15 protein-coding genes are annotated in these 17,998 nt (G+C 67.8%); 6 read left to right on the top strand and 9 right to left on the bottom strand.

Translation table 11 applies throughout. The features are described 5' to 3' along the window. Positions 1 to 20: 20 nt before the first annotated feature. Together ACWF0M_RS32485 and ACWF0M_RS32490 are read left to right on the top strand one after the other, a co-directional pair. Positions 21 to 3,170 carry a DUF2961 domain-containing protein gene (locus ACWF0M_RS32485; protein WP_452239556.1) on the top strand — a complete coding sequence of 1,050 codons (3,150 nt, stop codon included), beginning with the start codon at positions 21 to 23 and terminating at the stop codon, positions 3,168 to 3,170. Continuing rightward, entirely contained in the window at positions 3,167 to 3,691 is a 525-nt protein-coding gene (locus tag ACWF0M_RS32490) for an isochorismatase family protein (protein WP_452239557.1), read from the top strand. The genes ACWF0M_RS32485 and ACWF0M_RS32490 overlap by 4 nt, the downstream gene beginning before the upstream one ends. Before the next feature lie 148 nt (positions 3,692 to 3,839). Here ACWF0M_RS32490 and ACWF0M_RS32495 read toward each other — a convergent pair whose 3' ends face one another. The 3 genes from ACWF0M_RS32495 to tyrS all read right to left on the bottom strand — a co-directional run bounded on the left by ACWF0M_RS32495 (position 3,840) and on the right by tyrS (position 6,310). Beyond that, positions 3,840 to 4,661, bottom strand: coding sequence for an NAD(P)H-binding protein (locus tag ACWF0M_RS32495; RefSeq protein ID WP_452239558.1), 822 nt, complete (start codon positions 4,659 to 4,661; stop codon positions 3,840 to 3,842). 192 nt (positions 4,662 to 4,853) lie between these two features. Then, complete coding sequence (locus tag ACWF0M_RS32500) at positions 4,854 to 5,120, bottom strand: hypothetical protein (RefSeq protein WP_452239559.1); 267 nt, start codon at positions 5,118 to 5,120, stop codon at positions 4,854 to 4,856. Between the two features lie 5 nt (positions 5,121 to 5,125). Beyond that, positions 5,126 to 6,310 (bottom strand): tyrosine--tRNA ligase, encoded by a 1,185-nt coding sequence (gene tyrS / locus ACWF0M_RS32505; protein ID WP_452239560.1) that lies wholly within the window; start codon positions 6,308 to 6,310, stop codon positions 5,126 to 5,128. A gap of 223 nt (positions 6,311 to 6,533) precedes the next feature. Between tyrS and idi the strand changes: the two genes are divergently transcribed. Then, positions 6,534 to 7,097, top strand: coding sequence for an isopentenyl-diphosphate Delta-isomerase (gene idi, locus ACWF0M_RS32510; RefSeq protein WP_452239561.1), 564 nt, complete (start codon positions 6,534 to 6,536; stop codon positions 7,095 to 7,097). An 82-nt stretch (positions 7,098 to 7,179) separates the two neighbouring features. Here the strand turns inward: idi and ACWF0M_RS32515 are convergent, their stop codons facing one another. The 6 genes from ACWF0M_RS32515 to ACWF0M_RS32540 form a co-directional block, all read right to left on the bottom strand. Further along, a complete protein-coding gene (locus tag ACWF0M_RS32515) occupies positions 7,180 to 8,163 on the bottom strand; it encodes a 2-dehydropantoate 2-reductase (RefSeq protein ID WP_452239562.1) in 984 nt (327 codons plus the stop codon). A 52-nt stretch (positions 8,164 to 8,215) separates the two neighbouring features. Beyond that, positions 8,216 to 9,175: an ABC transporter permease gene (locus tag ACWF0M_RS32520; RefSeq protein WP_452239563.1), complete on the bottom strand. Its 960-nt coding sequence runs from the start codon at positions 9,173 to 9,175 to the stop codon at positions 8,216 to 8,218. Between the two features lie 2 nt (positions 9,176 to 9,177). Continuing rightward, a complete protein-coding gene (locus ACWF0M_RS32525) occupies positions 9,178 to 10,104 on the bottom strand; it encodes an ABC transporter permease (RefSeq protein WP_452239564.1) in 927 nt (308 codons plus the stop codon). Beyond that, a complete protein-coding gene (locus ACWF0M_RS32530; protein ID WP_452239565.1) occupies positions 10,101 to 11,114 on the bottom strand; it encodes an ABC transporter ATP-binding protein in 1,014 nt (337 codons plus the stop codon). The genes ACWF0M_RS32525 and ACWF0M_RS32530 overlap by 4 nt, the downstream gene beginning before the upstream one ends. Further along, on the bottom strand, positions 11,111 to 12,088 hold the full coding sequence (locus ACWF0M_RS32535; protein WP_452239566.1) for an ABC transporter ATP-binding protein: 978 nt from the start codon (positions 12,086 to 12,088) through the stop codon (positions 11,111 to 11,113). Before ACWF0M_RS32535 ends, ACWF0M_RS32530 begins: the two co-directional genes overlap by 4 nt. Before the next feature lie 123 nt (positions 12,089 to 12,211). Beyond that, positions 12,212 to 14,005, bottom strand: a complete 1,794-nt coding sequence (locus tag ACWF0M_RS32540; protein ID WP_452239567.1) for an ABC transporter substrate-binding protein — start codon at positions 14,003 to 14,005, stop codon at positions 12,212 to 12,214. 156 nt (positions 14,006 to 14,161) lie between these two features. On the opposite strand from ACWF0M_RS32540, the gene ACWF0M_RS32545 reads away from it, so the two are divergent. The 3 genes from ACWF0M_RS32545 to ACWF0M_RS32555 all read left to right on the top strand — a co-directional run bounded on the left by ACWF0M_RS32545 (position 14,162) and on the right by ACWF0M_RS32555 (position 17,972). Further along, the gene (locus tag ACWF0M_RS32545; RefSeq protein WP_452239568.1) at positions 14,162 to 14,845 is read left to right on the top strand and encodes a response regulator; all 684 of its coding nucleotides are present in this window, start codon (positions 14,162 to 14,164) and stop codon (positions 14,843 to 14,845) included. Between the two features lie 2 nt (positions 14,846 to 14,847). Continuing rightward, positions 14,848 to 16,257, top strand: coding sequence for a HAMP domain-containing sensor histidine kinase (locus tag ACWF0M_RS32550; protein WP_452239569.1), 1,410 nt, complete (start codon positions 14,848 to 14,850; stop codon positions 16,255 to 16,257). A gap of 116 nt (positions 16,258 to 16,373) precedes the next feature. Further along, positions 16,374 to 17,972, top strand: a complete 1,599-nt coding sequence (locus ACWF0M_RS32555) for an ABC-F family ATP-binding cassette domain-containing protein (protein ID WP_452239570.1) — start codon at positions 16,374 to 16,376, stop codon at positions 17,970 to 17,972. Positions 17,973 to 17,998: the final 26 nt, after the last annotated feature.

The raw sequence follows: 17,998 nt of genomic DNA on the forward strand, positions 1-17,998 counted from the left end.
CATCACGAAGGAAACCGCCCATGCTCCGTCGTGCTGTCGTTCTCCTCGTCACTTCGGCCTTGCTGCTGACCGGTGCGGTGCCGGCCTCGGCCGGCACGTCCGGGAGCAACGGACCGGTCGGCTGGGAGGTGTACCGGAACCTCGACCGCCTGCCCGAGTTGCAGACCGCTGTCCGCACCAAACAGTTCTCCAGTTTCGGCCGCGACGGCACGAACAACGACGGCTTCGAAGGTACCTACTCCTGCTTGCGTACGACGGACGCGGGCTGTGTGATCGCCGAGGACAGCGGCCCTGGTGAGGTCGCCTCGATCTGGTTCACGCGCGACGAAGGCAACGTCACGAAGACCGGCACGATCACCGTCGAACTGGACGGCAAGCAGGTGCTGCACGGTTCGTTGCAGGACATCGTCGACGGCAAGCTCGGTGCGCCGTTCAGCTATCCGTTGGTCGCGAACGGCGTACAGACCAGCGGTGGCGTCTACATCCGCGTCCCGATGCCGTACCGCTCCTCGATGCGGATCACCACGCAGACGAATCCGTACTTCTACCACGTCGACTACCGCCAGTTCCCGGACGCGAACGGCGTACAGACGTTCGACCCGAGCGACAAGGCCGAGGACGTGCTTGCCCTGCTCAACGCGGCCGGCACGAAGGATCCCAAGCCCGCGTGGCCTGACGCGCGGACCACGAGCACTCCGCTGAACGTTGCCCCCGGCAAGCAGGTGACGATGGTCGATACCCGTGGCGCCGGTGAACTTAGTGCGCTGCGGCTGAAGCTGCCTGACCTCGTCGGCCTCGACCTGAAGAGCTTCGCCGACGACGGGCGCGCGTTCCTCGGTGGAAGCACGTTCACGTTGAAGATCGACCCGGCCAACACGGGCGTGAAGCTGACGCGCCGGATGGATCTGCGGATCGGAAACCAGCGCGCGAAGATCCTCGTCGACGGCGCGCCCGCGGGCGAGTGGGCGCCGCTCAAGGCACAGGGCGCGCAGTGGCACGACCAGTCCGTCGACCTCCCGGCCGCGCTGACCGCGGGCAAGTCGCAGATCACGATCACGAACGAGTTCGTCTCGTCCGACCTGGACTTCAACGAGTTCGCGTACTGGGTCGATTCCACGGCCGGGCGCACCGACACGCTCGATGTCGGCCCGAATCACGTCGCCGACGAGCAGGCCCACGGGTACGCGATCACCAAGCAGAACTGGAGCGGCGAGCACGCCATGACGTACGCCGCGACGGACGAGGATGCCGCCCGCGTGAAGCCGTCCGACACACTCCTGGCGGGTGTGCGGGTGCAGGTGACGATCGACGGCCAGAAGCGGGTCGATGCCCCGCTCGGCGAGTTCTTCGGCTCCGGTCTCGGCGAGAACCCGGTCCACTCGCTCTTCTTCGCCATGGACCCCGACGGCTGGTACTCCTCCTGGTGGCCGATGCCGTACGCCGCGCGCGCCACGGTCACGCTCGTCAACAAGACGACGTACCCGCTGAAGGGGCAGGCCGAGGTGACGTCGGCTCGCGACGGTCGTAAGGCGGCCGACCTGGCGGCTGGGAAGATTGGCTACTTCACCGCGATCTCGACGCGTGGCGAGACGACCCAGGGGAGTGACTGGACGTTCGCCGATGTGGCCGGCCGAGGCAAGTTCGTCGGCGTCTCGCAGACCATGGAAGGACTGCTTGCCGACGGCAACACTCGCGGGTACCTGGAGGGTGACGAGCGGGTGTACGTCGACGGCGAGCGGACGCCGGCCATCCACGGCACCGGCACCGAGGACTACTACGAGTCCGGCTGGTACTTCAACGCGGGCACGTACTCGACCCCGTTCCACGGCAACTCCGCGCACGAGGTCCGGGCCGGTTTCTGCACCAACGAGTGCGACGGCGCGTGGCGACTGCACATCACCGACTCGGTCGCGTTCGAGAACCAGCTCGACTTTGGGATCGAGCACGGCCAGCAGGACGACCACCCGGCGATCTACGGCTCGACAGCCTTCCTTTACACCACGTCAAACTTCGGTGCGCGGGAGACCGACCGCGTCGACACCGGGTCGGCGGGCAGTCGCGAGCAGCACGGGTACGTCGACAACGGAACGCAGGCGGATCTCAGCTCGGTGTACGAAGGCGATCACGACGACATCATCCTCACCGACCAGGTCCGCTCCAGCACGCAGTCGATCCGCTTCAGCGTGAAGACCGACCCGGCGAACCGTGGCGTCACGCTTCGCCGGACGAGCGACCAGGACGCCGGCGGGCAATCGGCGCAGGTGGTTGTCAACGGCAAGGATGCGGGCACGTGGCTGCAGCCGCTCGGCAACACTCATCAACGCTGGCTCGACGACAACTACCAGTTGCCTGCAGCAATCACGTCCGGCAAGAGCCGCCTCGACATCGAGCTCCGCCCGACGGGGCCGGCGTGGACCGCATCGTCGTACGTCGTCCAGTCGCTGACGGCGCCGTACAGCGACAGCCGGGCGCCCGGCGTGGTCGGCGGTGTGACTGCAACGGGTCGCTCCGACAACGCGATCAACGTGACGTGGAACGACGTCGGCGATGACAGTGGGGTCGCGCAGTACAACGTGTATGGCGCTCCCCAGGGTGGAGCTGAGAAGTTGCTCGGTACGTCGCCGCTGCCGGGGTTCTTGCACCGTGGCCTCGGGCTGCACGAGACGTGGACGTACCGGATCGCGGCGGTCGATCTCGCGGGTCATACCGGTCCGAAGTCGAGTGCTGTGCAGGGCACGAGTGGGAGCACGTTGCGGGTTGAGGGGGAGTCGATGCTGCCGCCGGTGTCGTCGACCGTCGCGGTTGATCCGCAGGGGAACTGTTGTGGGGTTAGTTGGTCGGGTGGTGCGCAGGCTTGGATCCACGGGGCGAAGGTCGGTGACAAGACGGTGCTCGGGTTCAACGTTCCGACGACCGGTTCGTACCAGTTGTCGACGGTGCTGACTCGGGCGGCTGACTACGGGGTCGTCGACGTACAGATCGACGGGAACGCTGCGGTCAGCTTCGACGGCTACCAGGCGTCTGGCGTCGGTACACAGACAGTTGCGCTCGGCACCGTCCAGTTGGCGGCGGGCGATCACCAGTTCATGGTGACCGTTACCGGCAAGAACGGGGCAGCAACCGGCTACCTCGTCGGGGTGGATCTGCTGGATCTTAGGCTCACCCCGTGAACCCTTTGGAGTCCCGTCGTACCGCGCTCGTCCTGATCGACCTGATGCCGCGGATCATCGCGCTGGAGACCGCACCGCTTACTGGATCGGTCGTGCTCGAGCGGTCGGTGGAGTTGGCCGCGGCGACACGGTCCGCCGGCGGGCTGGTGGTGAACGTCCGCGTCGATCGGCCCGGGGTGGAGGTGCAGCCGGAGGGCAGCGGGTTCGCGCCCGAGGTCGCGCCGCAGCCCGGTGACCTGGAGATCGTCAAGCAGACGGTCGGCGCGTTCGGCCGCACTGCCCTCGACGCCGAGCTCCAGTCCCGCGGCATCGCGAACGTCGTACTCGCCGGCATCGCCACCAACTTCGGCGTCGAATCCACCGGCCGCGCCGCCTCCGACCTCGGCTACGAAACCTTCTTCCTCACCGACGCCATGACCGGCCTGGACGACCACGCCCACAACTTCGCCCTCACCTACGTCTTCCCCCGCCTCGGCACAACCTGCACAACCACGGAGTACCTGAACGCGCTGGCCAACTAACCACCGCACGCAGCCGCGCCGCAACGGACCGCGCTTGCAGGCGGGTACGGCCAGCCGGCTGTCGGGGGAGGTGACACCTTCTGGGGGCTGGGGACAGGGAATATCGGGTGCTAGCCCACCAGTACCTGTTGCACGGGTCGCAGTTCGGTCAGGTGAAGAGGTTGGCGTTTTGGTGGGTCCAGGTTTGGAGGGTTTGGGCGGGGTGGCCGGTGACCTCGGGGACGGTGTTGGTGACGGTGGTTTCGTCGATGGTGTGGTCGGCGAAGAAGGACTCGATGGCTTCGGCGTAGGGCGCCGGCATCGAGGCGTGGAGGGCCTCGTGGGTTTCGGCGCGGGTCATCGGGTACGCCGTCAGCGGGCGGTGCAGGGCCTCGGCGAGGATTGCTACCTGTTCTACCGGGGTGAGGGCGACCGGCCCGGTGAGGCGCAGTACCTCGTTGTCGTGGGAGCCCTGGAGTGCGCGGACCGCGACGTCGGCGATGTCGCGAGGATGGATCGTCGACACCGGTACGTCGGGGAACTGCACCCGCACCTCGTCGCCCGCCGACAACTGGTCGCGCCAGCGCAGGGTGTTCGACATGAACGAGTTCGGCCGCAGGAACGTCCACTCCAGCCCGGACGCCCGGACCGCTTCCTCGGTGGCGTGGTGGTACGCGGCGACCGCGTTCGTCAGCTCGCCGTCGAGCGAACTGCTGGACAGTACGACGACTTTCCGCACCCCGGCCCGCACCGCGTTCGCGAGCAATTCCTCGAGCCGGTCGTAACCGCTCAACAGGAAAATCCCGGTCACCCCGGGTAACGCGTCCACGAACGTTTCCGGCCGATTGAGGTCGCCGTACACCGGCTCGATACCAGCGGGAAGCTCACGCGCCGAGCGGATCAGCGCCCGCCCCGGGATCCCCTGCTCCGCGAGCGATTGCACCACGGCGCCGCCGGCGTTTCCGCTCGCGCCCGTAATCAGGATCGTCACCGGCATAACCCTGTCACAGAAAGCCGGGCACGAATAGCGATGCACTTTTGCCCGTACATCACGGCGCAATGTCCGGCCCGGCGATCCCGGACGCGCTGACTAGCCCGGCTGGCGTCTCGTAGGTGTCGGAATAGGCCCCGGTGACTGGGAACAGGCAATTGCTTGTGCCCAGTCCCTGGGGAGGGTGCCCAGTTACCCGGTCAGCGTGCGGAGGGCTGCCTGGAGGCAGGTGGTGGGGTCGTCCTGGACGTGGTACACGACCCGTCCGCCGCGACCGATCACGGCCTCGTCGGCGTGGACGAGTCGGAGTACGACTGTCCTAACCCCGAGCAGCTCGTCGAGGTGACGGGTGATCGCCTCGACCTCGGCCCACCATCCCGGCTCGACGGCGAAGGCCGGCGCCTGCCCGATGTACCGGTCGCCGACGCTGACCACCGCCTCCACCGTCTTGAATTCCACCACGCCTACTTTCGCGTGATCCGGTGCCAAGTGCGAGCGCCTGACTTCAGCAACACACCGGCGTCGAGCTCGATCGCAGCGGTCGGGTCGTCCATCCGTACGCCGTTGATCGTCACCGCGCCCTGCTGCAGCAGACGGCGCAGCGCGGACTTGCTGTCGTTCGGACGGACGGCACGTAGCAGATCGAAGGCAGTCGCGACCTCAGCGCCGACGACGACCTCGGGCATCTCGTCCGGTTCGGAACGCTCGGAAAACGTGTGACGGAAGGCGTCCAGCTCAGACTTGGCGACGCCGGCGCCGTGGTACCGAGTTACGACCGCGGCCGCCAACCGGAGCTTGGCGTCGCGCGCTGCCGGGCCGGTTGCATCCGCGAGCGCGGCGACCGTGTCGAGGGGGAGCTCGGTGTAGACCCGCGCGTACGCCTCGACGAGCGAGTCCGGAATGCTCATCAGTTTCCCGAACTTGTCCCGCGGACTGTCTGTCAATCCGATGTAGTTGTTGAGCGACTTCGACTGCTTGGCCCGACCATCGATTCCGGGCGTGATCGTCGTCGTGATCACCACCTGCGGCGGTGCGCCCAGCCGCTGCTGGAAGTGCCGTCCGAGCTGCTCGTTGAACAGCTGGTCCGACCCCACGATCGTCAAATCGCTCTGCATCGCGAAGCTGTCGTATCCCTGCAGCACCGGGTACACCAGCTCGTGTACGGCGATCTCGCGCCCGGCCGCGACCCGCTCGCGGAACATGTCCCGGCTCATCAGCTGCGCCTGCGTGACCTGGGCGAACAGGCTCAACAGCTCCGCCACCGGCATCGCGTCGTACCACTCGGAATTCCGTCGTACTTCGAAGACCTCGGGGTCGGTCCGCAGTACCAGCGACACCTGCTCGAGGAACGATGCGGCGTTCGCGTCGATCTGCGCTGGGGTGAGAACCGGGCGGGTCTCGGAGCGCCCGGTCGGGTCGCCGACGCGGGTGGTGAGGTCGCCGAGCAGGAACACGACCCGGTGCCCGAGGTCCTGCAGCTGGCGCATCATCCACAGGTTGACCGCGTGCCCGAGATGGAGGTCGGGCGCGGTGCAGTCGACGCCGTACTTGATCCGCAGCGGCTGCCCGGACTCCAGGCGTTCGCGCAGGTCGTCCTCGCCGACGATGAGCTCGGTGGTACGGCGTAACCGGTCGATGACAGCGTTCATGAGGTTCCTCTCGGGACGAGGCACCCGTGTACCAGTGCCTCCGGCAGACCGAAACAAACGGAAAGAGGCAGGAACCGGACGGTTCCTGCCTCGGAGGCTCTGGGTGCAGCGACTACGGTGTGCCGACTCCTCCCAGAGCCGGTCGATAGATCACGCAGTGCTTGGTCACACCCTGAGGCTAACAGCTGCCGGCGACCTACCGGAATCCGATTAGGCTCAAGACGTGATCGACGAGCGGGTTGTGCTGGTGGACGAGGACGGGCGTGCGGTCGGGACCGAGGCGAAGGCGGCGGTCCACCACGCGGCGACGCCGCTGCATCTCGCGTTCTCCAGCTACGTGGTCGACGCGGCCGGGCGGGTGCTGCTGACCCGGCGGGCGCTCGACAAGCCCACCTGGCCGGGTGTCTGGACCAATAGTTGCTGCGGGCACCCACTTCCGGGCGAGTCGCTCGAGCACGCGGTACGGCGCCGGCTCGCGGACGAACTGGGGATCGTGGCGGACACGGTGGATCTGGTGCTGCCCGAGTTCCGGTACCGCGCCGAGATGCCGACCGGCATGGTCGAGAACGAGATCTGCCCGGTGTACCGAGCGTGGTGGACCGGTGACCCGACGCCGAACCCGACCGAGGTCGCGGACTACCGGTGGGCGGAGTGGCACGAAGTACGCGAGCTCCCGGATCTCTCGCCCTGGTGCCTCCTGCAACTGGACGAGCTCCCCGAACCACCCGTCGACTGGCCGATCGCCGACCCGACGCGGCTACCGCCCGCCGCCCAGCTCCAGCTCTAGAAGATCCCCGTGTACGACGGCCGCCGCCGTACTCGCATGACCCGCTGCCCCGTTCATGATACGAGAGATATCATCTCATATTTCAAGACAACTCATGAAGGAGGTCAGGACCGGACCACGAGCGGCGGTCGGTCTCGGCGGCGCGGATCAGCTCCACCAGCCGTTGGTTGACCGGCGCGGCACGCCCGAGGGACTCGGCCAGCCGGACGACCTCGCCGTTCAGGTAGTCGATCTCGGTCGTCCGGCCGGCCTCGAGGTCCTCCCACATCGACGTACGGGCGAGTGGGTCGACGGCAAGCACCTTGCTCGCGACCCGGCGGAACAGGAAGTCGGGCAACCGAAGTACGGCAGGGAAGCGGTGCATCGGGACGGCGAGGAGCTGGGCCGGGCGGATCCCCGCCGCGTCGAGGAGTCCGAGGGTCTCGGCCTGCGCGGCGGCCAGGCAACGGCGATACGCGCGTTGCGAGAGCTCGTCGCGCAACGGCAGGTTCGAGAGCGCGTTGATCGGATTGTTCAGGTTCAGCAGGAGCTTCGCCCACTGCACCGGAAGGATGTCGTCGTGCTGCGCGAGCGGCAATCCTGCTCGCTCAAAAGGCTTCAGGTACGGCGCCAGCGCTGCATCCCGCTGTACGTCGAGCGCGCCTTCGGTGCCCTGGTGGAACACGCCCGCGCCCCGGTTCAGCACGTTGAACGGGACCATGCCGGTCACCACGACCTGCTCGGTCAACCGCGACCGCAGCACCTCGCCGTTCCGCACGCCGTTCTGGAAACTCACGACCACGGTCCCCGGCGACAGCACCTCGGCCAGCTCCTCCGCAGCGCCCGCCGTTGCCGCGGACTTCACCGTCACGAGCACCAGGTCCGCGTCCGCCGCGCCCGCCGGCGTCGTCTCGAACCGAACATCGTCGACCCGGAGGTCCGCCCCCAGATAGTCGGTCAGCTGCAACCCGTGCGACGCCGCGGCCGCCATCCGTGGACGGCCGACGAACGTCACCGGCGTACCGGTCGCGGCCAGCCGGCCACCCACGTAACACCCGATCCCACCAGCACCATAGACAGCGATCACGGGGAACAACGTACCGAAGGACGGGCCACATACCACCCGTCCTTCGGTACAGCTAGTGCAGTCGCACCCGCGGATCGAGTACGGCGTAGCCGATGTCGACCAGGATGTTCGAGACCACGACTGCCGCGGAGGCGAACAGGACGATGCCGATGATCACCGGCAGGTCTTGCTGGTTGATCGCGACCACGGCGGTCTGCCCGAGCCCGGGCAGGCTGAACACGGTCTCGGTGACGACCACGCCGCCGATCAGCTGCCCGAGGTCGATACCGAACTGTGTGACCACCGGAGTGAGCGCGCTGCGCAGGCCGTGTACGACGACCACGCGGCTCTCCCGGATTCCCTTCGACCGTGCGGTCCGGATGTAGTCCTCACCGAGAACGTCCAGCATCGAGCCCCGGGTCAGGCGGGTATACGTTGCCGCCAGCAACAAGGCGAGGGCGACCCAGGGCAGCAGCAGGTGCTGGAACCAAGGCCCGATCCCGCCGGCAAGCGGTGCGTACCCACCCGCCGGGAACCAGCCGAAGCCGGACAGCGTGAGACGGAAATACAGGAAATACAGCAGCAGCAAGCCCAGCAGGAACGACGGGAACGAGTAGAAGAACAACGCGAACAACGTCAGCCCGCGGTCTGCCAGCGATCGCGGGTGGGTTGCCGAGATGACGCCGTTGAACACGCCCAGCGACAGCCACAGCACGGCCGCTCCGAGCGCCAGCGACACCGTGATCGGCAAGGCCTGAGCGATGATGTGCGTCACCGGCACCTGGTGGTAGTAGTCGTACCCGAGGTTCCCCTTCACCGCATTGCCGAGGAAATGCAGGTACTGCTGCCATACCGGCAGGTCGAGACCGAGCCGGTGCTTGATCAGCGCGATCGTCTCCGGCGTACCCTGCCGGCCGGCGAGCGTCTGCGCGACGTTGCTCGGAGCAACGAAGAACAGCGCGAACACCGCCACGCTGATCAGCCACAGGACCAGGATCCCGTGACCGATCCGGCGGATCAGGAACATGGCCATGATCAGGTCCGATCTGCGCGGGGGTCGAAGGCGTCCCGGACCCCGTCACCGAAGAGGTTGAAGGCGAGCGTGGTGATCAGCAGCGCCAGACCCGGGAACAGGATGAACCACCACGCGGTCGTGTAGTAGTTCTGCGACTCGCTGATCATCCCGCCCCAGTCGGCGGTCGGCGGGGGCAGTCCGAGCCCGAGGAACGACAACGTCGCCTGGGTCACGATCACCACGGGGATCAGCAAGGTGGTGTAGACGATCACCGGCGCGATCACGTTCGGCAGTACGTCGACGAACATGATCCGCCGGTCGCCGGCGCCGAGCGAACGGGCCGCCTCGACGAACTCCCGTTCTCGCAGCGACAGCACCTGACCGCGGACGATCCGGGCCACGGACGCCCAACTGAAGCAGCCGATCACCAGCACCGTGACGGTCAGGCTCGGGCCGGTCACGGACACCAGCGCGATCGCGACCAGCAGGAACGGTACGGACAGCACCACGTCGATCAGCCGCGCCAGGATGGTGTCGGTGATCCCCCCGAGGAACCCCGCTGCCAGTCCCAGTACGACGCCGATGACGACCGTGATGGCGGTCGCGATCACGCCGACGAGCAGTGAGATGCGGGCGCCGTACGCGATCCGTACCAGGATGTCGCGGCCGAGGTCGTCGGTCCCCAGCCAGAACGTGCCGTTCGGTCCGCGCGGCAGGCCGTCCGGCGTCAGCCCGATGTCGCGGTACTGCTCGTTGGGCGGATGGCCCGTGACGGCCGCGAAGACCGGCGCGAGGATCGCCATCAGCACGATCAGCACGATCACGACGAGCGAGATCATCGCGACCTTGTCCTTGCGCAGCCGCCGCAACGCGAGCGAGAAAGGACTCCGCCCCTCGATCGCCTTCGGCTCGTCGATAACATCGAGCCTCTCGATGGCCGCGGTCATGATGCCTTCAGGTCAGGTACGGCGGTGGACAAGTCCTCGCCCACCGTCAGCGGGTAGAAGCAGGCGGTTCGGTGCTGTGGTTGGTCGTTCAAGACTGGTTCGAGGGGTGGTTCCTCGGCTGTGCAGTCGAGCCGCGCCTTCGGGCACCTGGTGTGGAACCGGCAGCCGGACGGCGGGTTCGTCGCGGACGGGATGTCGCCGCCGAGGATGATCTGCTCGCGGCTGTCGGCGGTGTCCGGGTCCGCCACCGGCAACGCCGACAGCAGAGCCCTCGTGTACGGATGCCGGGTCTGCCCGAACAGTTCACTGGTCGGCGCCAGTTCGACGATCTTGCCCAGGTACATCACCGCGATCCGGTCGCTCACGTGCCGGACCACCGACAGATCGTGCGAGATGAACACGTAGGTGAGGTCGAATTCCCCCTGCAGATCCGAGAGCAGGTTGATGATCTGCGCCTGGATCGACACGTCCAGCGCCGACACCGGTTCGTCGCAGATCACCAGCTTCGGCCGCAGCGCGAGCGCCCGCGCGACCCCGATCCGTTGCCGTTGGCCACCGGAGAACTCGGCCGGAAACCTGTTGTAGTGCTCGGGATTCAGCCCGACCAGCTCCATCAGCTCCTGGACCTTTTTCTTCCGCTCGTTGCCGGAAGCAATGTTGTGGATCGCGAACGGGTCGCCGATGATCGACCCGACCCGGCGACGCGGGTTCAGCGAGCCGTACGGGTCCTGGAAGATCACCTGCACGTCCCGGCGCAGCGGCCGCATGGCCTTGCGCGAGAGCTTGCTGATCTCCTGGCCCTCGAACCACACCGAGCCCGACGTCACGTCGTACAGATGCGCCATGCAACGGGCCAGCGTCGACTTCCCACAGCCGGTCTCGCCGACCAGCCCGAGCGTCTCGCCCTTGTGCACCTCCAACGAGACCCCGGCGACGGCCTGCACGACCTCCTTGGAATGCGTCGGAAACTCCTTGCGGACATCGTCCACCTTGAGCAGTACGTCGTTCATGAAGCCACCGCCTCGTTCACGTCGTGGGGGAGCCAGCACGCGGACTGATGACGCGGATCGCCGCCCACGTCGATCAGCGGTGGTGGTTCCGAGCACTTGTCGAACACGTGCGAGCAACGCGCCGCGAACGGGCAGCCCTTCGGCAGGTTGATCAGGCTCGGCGGTGTCCCCGGAATCGGGGTCAGCCGGTCCTCGCTGCGGGCGGGTAGGGAGGCGAGCAGACCCTGCGTGTACGGGTGGTGGTTGCGGTAGAAGATGTCTCGGCGCGGAGCGTGTTCCATCACCGCGCCGGCGTACATGACCACGACCTCGTCGGCCATCTCGGCCACCACGCCGAGGTCGTGCGTGATCAGGATGATCGCCGTACCGAACTGTTCCTGCAGGCGGCGCATCACGTTCAGCACCTGGGCCTGGACCGTCACGTCGAGCGCGGTGGTCGGCTCGTCCGCGATCAGCAGCGCCGGGTCGAGGGCCATCGCCATCGCGATCATCACCCGTTGCCGCATCCCGCCGGAGAACTGGTGCGGATAGTCGTCGATCCGCTCCGCCGCCCGCGGGATGCCGACCAGGCTGAGCAGTTCGGCGGCGCGTTTCCGGGCCGCCTGTTTGCTGATCGTCAGGTCGTGCGCCCGGATCATCTCCACGATCTGCCAGCCGATCCGGTACTGCGGGTGCAGGCTGGACAGCGGATCCTGGAAGATCATCCCGATCTGCGCGCCCCGCAGCCGCCGGAGCGTCGCCTGGTCCGCGGTGATCAGGTCGGTGCCGTCGAAGTACGCCGTACCGGAGACCTTGGCGCCCCGGGTGAGGCCGGTGATGGTCTGGGTGGAGACGCTCTTGCCGGATCCGGACTCGCCCACCACGGCGAGCGTCTGCCCGGCTTCCACGTCGAACGACAACCCCCGGACGGCACGGACAGTACCGTCCGGGGTGTCGAAGGAGACCCGAAGATCCCTTACTTCAAGCAGTGGCATGGGGCCTCCCGGTCTGGACTGAGGAGCGGAGGGAGCGAAGCGACCGGAGCGACGAGGGAAGACCGGGAGTCACAGCCCCATGCCACGCCGCGCGGAGCGCGGCATTCAATACAGCCATGAGGTTCAGCCGCCCTGCTTGTCTTTGGACAGCCACACGTTGGTGGGGTCGTAGTTCTGCATGGACGGTACGTAGACCGCGTTGTTCACCTGTTCGGCGTGGTAGTTGGCCTGCTTGTTGCTGGTCAGCGGGTAGAACGCCGCCTGGTCCATCACCCGGGCGTCGGCCTTGGCCCAGAGTGCGGAGGCCGCGTCGACGGTCGGTGCGGCGGCCGCCTGCTTGATCAGCGTGTTGGTCTCGGGGTCGTTGTAGAGCCCGAAGTTGCTGCCGACCGGCGGGAACGACGGCTCACCGGAGAACAACGGGTTGAAGAACGACAGCGCCGCGTTGCCGTACCAGTCCGCGCCCCAGCCGGCCAGCGAAACGTCCCAGACACCGCGCTTCGCGACGGTCGGCACCTGCAGGTACTTCACGTAGAAGTCCGCGTTCGGCGACGGTACGCCGACGACCGTGATGCCGACCTTGGACAGGTCCTGCTGGATCGTCTGGAAGGACTTGCTGCTGCCTTCGCTCGCGTTCCGGTAGAGGAACTTCAGCGTCAGGTGCGGGAACCCTGCCTCGGCCAGCAGTTGCTTGGCCTTGTCCGGGTTGTACGGGTACGGGTCGATCTGTTTGGAGCCGGTGATCACGTCCGGCAGCACGTGCGTCAGCGGCGGGTTCAGCGTCTTGCCGCCGAGCACCTGCAGGATGTGGTCGCGGTTGATCGCGAAGCTGATCGCCTGCCGCACCTTTGGGTTCTGCATCGCCTTGTTGTTGTTCGGCGAGGCCGTGTTGTAGACGACGTACGGGTTCGAGCTCGCGGTGTCGCCGATGGTCAGCTTCGGGTCCTTCTTGGCCTGCAGTGCAGGCAGCTGGGACGGCGGCGGCGCGACGTCGAACTCCATGTCGGCCGACGGTGTGCCGGTCTGCAGTTGCTGCTGGATCGAGTCCTGGGTGACGGTCTCGTTGACCACGATCTTGTCGACGTACGCCTTACGGACCGGGTCGGACGCCGGGTCCCAGGCGGGGTTGCGGGAGTACGTGATCGACTTGGTCGGAACCCACGAGTCGACCTTGTACGGGCCGTCGGACGGGAAGTGGTTGCCGAGGTCAGTGCTGGCCGGCAGGTACTTGAGCGACTCGACCGGGGCGGCGGAGAAGGCCGGCAGCGTTAGCATGTCGACGAAGTACGACGCCGGCTGGGTGAGATGGAAGACGACGGTCGTCTCGTCCTTGGCCTCCACACCGGGCAGCGGGGTCTTGTCGATGTACTCCTGGATCCCGGCCGCCGTCTTCGGCGCCTTGGCGAAGCCGTCGGCGAACGCCTTGTAGCCGACGATCAGGTTCGCGAAGTCCGGGATGCCGCCGAACGGCTGCACCGGGTTGGCGGTCCGCTTGACGCCGCGGACCAGGTCGGCCGCGGTCACCTGGCGGGCCGGGGTGGTGCTCCACTTCGCTCCGGGCCGGATCTTGATCGTGTACGTCTTGCCGTCCGCGCTGATCCCGCCGTTCGCCGCGGTCGGGATCTCGGTGGCGAGGTCGGCGACCGGCGTGGTGTTCTTGCCGCCGGGGTCGGCCGGATAGGTGAACAGCTGCCGCGCCCACATCCGCAGGTTCAGGTAGCCGACGGAGTAGTAGCTGAGGTTGGGATCCATGTAGTCGACGTCGCCCGCCCCGAGCATGTTCAGGGTGCCGCCGGTGACCGCTGTGCCGGCACTACCTCCGGATCCGGACGGTGTGGTGCCGCCGTTGCTGCAAGCCGCGAGCGCGAGACTCGCAACGGCGGCAAGGGATACTGCCGCCAGCCGTTTCCTGGCCATTGGTCCTCCTCCGGGACTCGATAGCGCCGAAGTTAGGACTTCCGGACCCCGCCGGAACCGCGGTCACGCAACCGTCAAGAGGTTGTCAACCGGCTCCCGGGGGAAGATGACGGTTTCATGACGCCGGTAATACCACCGGTGAGCGACACTGGTCCCGTGGCACACAGCTTGCTGCTGGTCGACGACGAGCCGCGCATCCGGCGGGTACTGCGGCTTGCCCTGGAGGACGAGGGGTACCAGGTCGCGGAGGCGGCCAACGGGTACGACGCTCTCGCAGCACTGCGCCGGGAACCACCGGACGTGGTGCTGCTGGACCTGATGCTGCCGGACCGGGACGGTTTCGCGGTCTGCCGGGAGATCCGCCGCGCGAGCGACGTACCGGTGATCATGGTGACCGCGCGGACCGACAGCCACGACGTGGTCGCGGGGCTGGAGGCGGGCGCGGACGACTACGTGACGAAACCGCTCGTCGCCAAGGAGTTGTCGGCCCGGATCCGGGCGTTGCTGCGCCGGGTCGAGCCGGCCGGCGCGCGGCAGGCCGACCTGCTCGAGGTCGGTGACCTGCGGATCGACGTACCGGGGGCCGAGGTGACGCGGGACGGCGACGTGCTGCCGCTGACCCGGACCGAGTTCAAGCTGCTCGCCGAGCTGGCCAATGCCGACGGCAAAGTGCTGAGCCGCGAGCAGTTGCTGTCGAAGGTCTGGGGCTACGGGTACTTCGGTGACAGCCGGATCGTCGACGTCCACGTCCGGAGGTTGCGGCTGAAGATCGAGCGCGACCCGGCCAGCCCGAAGCATCTCGTCACTGCCCGCGGTCTGGGCTACCGACTGGTGAGCTGACCTTGCTGGGACGGGTCACCCTGCGGGGCCGCGTGATGCTGGCGTACGGCCTGATGGCGCTCGGGTTGTCGACCGTCCTGTCGATCGTGACGTGGACCGTGGTGTCGGACTACCTGGTCCAGCAGCGCGAGGCGGCGGCGGAGACGATCACGGCGGACAACGGGGCGGCGTTGCGGTACGGGCTGTTCGGTCCGCCCGAGCCGTGCCGGCCGAGCCACGAGCACGTCGAGTGCGAGAGCCCGACGCTGCAGCCCGGGGTGTCCGTGACGGAGGTGATGAACAGCCTGCCGTCGACCGACGCGGCGGCGACGATGCTGTACCTCCAGGACCATTGGTACGCGATGACCGGGAAGCCGTCCGATCTGCCGCCGGACCTGATCCAGGCCGCGATCGGCGGCAACGTGGTGCAGCGCCGGATCGAGGTGGGCGGGCAGCCGGTGCTCGCGGTCGGCGTACCGATCGGGCGGCAAGGGGACGCGTTCTTCGAGTGGCATCCGCTGAACAGCCTGGACGACACGCTGCAGCGGATGAAGATCACCCTGATCGCGGCGGCGATCGCGACCGCCCTGGTCGGGCTCGCGGTCGGGCGGCTGGCGAGCACGCTCGCGCTGCGCCCGCTCGCGGAGCTGACCCAGGTCGCGGACGCAGTCGCGCGCGGGAAGCTCGACGCGCGGTTGCAGGCGGAGAACGACAAGGACCTCGGCGGACTGGCGCGGTCGTTCAACCAGACCGCGGCGGACCTGGAGCGACGCGTGGCAGCGGACGCTCGGTTCGCCGGCGACGTGAGCCATGAGCTGCGCACGCCGTTGATGACGATGCTCAACTCGATGCAGCTGATCCAGAACCACCGCGCCGAACTGCCGGCCGCCGTACGGGAGCCGGTTGAACTGCTCGGCGACGATCTGGACCGGTTCCGCCGGCTGGTGATCGACCTGCTGGAGATCTCCCGCGACGACGGTGGTGACCGGGGAAGCCGGGAGATCGTCCGGATCGCCGACCTGGTCCGGGCCGCCGCCGACGCAGCTGCCGGGCGGGAGGTGACCGTCGTCGAGCCGGATGCCGAAGGCCTCACGTTGCACGCCGACAAGCGCCGGCTCGAGCGGGTGATCGCGAACCTGGTCGAGAACGCCGAGGACCACGCGGGCGGCTGCAAGGGCGTGGGCGTCGCGGCGGGTGGTCTCGGTGTCGTCATCACCGTCGACGACGCCGGGCCTGGTATCGCCGTCGAGGACCGGTCGCGGATCTTCGAACGCTTCGGTCGCGGCGAGACGTCGGGCCGTGGCCGCGGTGTGGGTCTGGGCCTCGCGATCGTCGCCCGGCACGTCCAGTGGCACCACGGCACGATCCTGGTGACCGATCGTCCGGGCGGCGGCGCGCGCTTCGTCGTCGAGCTCCCCGCGAAAATCAGCTGACGGATCCTGCCCGCCCCGGTTACCGTGGGCGCATGGCTACTTGCCTCTGTGTCTAGCTGGCGCACCCGCTTCTGCAGGTGAGGTGTGTCCACTAGCTATCACGGAGAGTAACCATCATGATCGCCGTTCGCGGTGTAGATATTCGGGTCGGTGCGCAGTTGCTGCTGGCCGACGTTTCGTTCAGTGTCGGCGCGGGAGACCGCGTCGGGCTCATCGGCCGTAACGGTGCCGGCAAGACCACGCTGCTGAGGACCCTGGCCGGTGAGGCCCGTCCCGCGACGGGGCAGGTCACCGTGACCGGGTCGATCGGCTACCTGCCGCAGGATCCGCGGGCGGCCGATCCCGCGATCACCGTCACCGCGCGCATTCTGTCCGCGCGCGGCCTGGACGTCGCCGTACGGCAGCTCCGCGCGGCGGAGGCCGCGATGAGCAGTGCCACCGGCGAGGTCCAAGAGAAGGCGATGGCATCGTACGCGCGTGCCGAAGCCGCGTTCCAGGCCGGTGGCGGGTATGCGGCCGAGGCGGAAGCGGCCCGGCTCGCGGCCGGTGTCGGCCTGCCGAACCGTGCCCTCGAGCAGCCGATCGGCGAACTGTCCGGCGGGCAGCGCCGGCGCGTCGAGCTGGCCCGGATCCTGTTCGCGCAGCACGACGTACTGCTGCTCGACGAGCCGACCAACCACCTCGACGCCGACTCGGTGCTGTGGCTGCGACAGTTCCTGCTGTCGTACCCGGGCGGCATCATCGTGATCAGCCACGACCGCGAGTTGCTGAGGGCAACGGTCAACCGGGTCTTCCACCTGGACCCGCAGCGGCTGACGATCGACATCCACAACACCGGCTGGAAGAAGTACCTCGAACAGCTGGAGGTGGACGAGCGGCGCCGGCAGCGAGAACGTGCCGTCGCCGAGCGCAAGGCCGCGGTCCTGCACGCCCAGGCGGCGAAAATGCAGGCCGGTGCCAGCACCGCGATGGCGGCCAAGAACATGGCCCGTCGCGCGGACAAGCTGCTCTCCGACCTCGAGCCGGTACGCCGGTCCGCGCGCGTCGCCAAGATCCGGCTGCCTGCACCGGCACCGTCGGGCAAGACGCCGCTGTCCGCCGTCGGACTGAAGAAGGCGTACGGCGGACTCCAGGTGCTGAACGGTGTCGACCTGGCCGTGGATCGGGGGAGCCGTGTCGTCATCCTCGGACTGAACGGCGCGGGCAAGACCACGCTGCTCCGGCTCCTCGCGGGCCGCGAACAGCCGGACGCCGGTCGCGTCGTACCCGGTCATGGATTGCGGCTCGGGTACTTCGCGCAGGAGCACGACACGCTGGACCTGGCCGGCACCGTGCGGCAGAACCTGGCGTCGGTCGCGCCTGGGCTGACCGACGGCGAGGTCCGGAACGTGCTCGGCTCGTTCCTGTTCAGCGGCGACGACGTGGACAAGCCGGTCGGAGTCCTGTCCGGTGGCGAGAAGACCCGGCTGGCGCTCGCCGGCCTGGTCCACTCCAGCGCGAACGTGCTGCTCCTCGACGAGCCGACCAACAACCTCGACCCGGCCTCCCGGGACGAAGTCCTCGGCGCGGTCGGCAACTACCCAGGCGCAATCGTCATGGTCACCCACGACGAGGGCGCCATCGAAGCCCTCCGCCCCGATCGCGTACTCATCCTCCCGGACGCCACCGAAGACCTCTGGTCACCCGACTACCTCGACCTGGTCTCCCTGGCCTGAATCCCTGGCCTGAACCAACCCAGGGA

The organism is Kribbella sp. NPDC055110, assembly GCF_053607525.1.

What these genes read in the sequence shown, in the direction of transcription:
- ACWF0M_RS32485 (WP_452239556.1), top strand. Translation starts at nt 21, where the DNA reads ATGCTCCGTCGTGCTGTCGTTCTCCTCGTCACTTCGGCCTTGCTGCTG.
- tyrS (WP_452239560.1), bottom strand. Translation starts at nt 6,310, where the DNA reads ATGAACGCTGTCATCGACCGGTTACGCCGTACCACCGAGCTCATCGTC.
- ACWF0M_RS32520 (WP_452239563.1), bottom strand. Translation starts at nt 9,175, where the DNA reads ATGGCCATGTTCCTGATCCGCCGGATCGGTCACGGGATCCTGGTCCTG.
- ACWF0M_RS32525 (WP_452239564.1), bottom strand. Translation starts at nt 10,104, where the DNA reads ATGACCGCGGCCATCGAGAGGCTCGATGTTATCGACGAGCCGAAGGCG.
- ACWF0M_RS32530 (WP_452239565.1), bottom strand. Translation starts at nt 11,114, where the DNA reads ATGAACGACGTACTGCTCAAGGTGGACGATGTCCGCAAGGAGTTTCCG.
- ACWF0M_RS32535 (WP_452239566.1), bottom strand. Translation starts at nt 12,088, where the DNA reads ATGCCACTGCTTGAAGTAAGGGATCTTCGGGTCTCCTTCGACACCCCG.
- ACWF0M_RS32540 (WP_452239567.1), bottom strand. Translation starts at nt 14,005, where the DNA reads ATGGCCAGGAAACGGCTGGCGGCAGTATCCCTTGCCGCCGTTGCGAGT.
- ACWF0M_RS32555 (WP_452239570.1), top strand. Translation starts at nt 16,374, where the DNA reads ATGATCGCCGTTCGCGGTGTAGATATTCGGGTCGGTGCGCAGTTGCTG.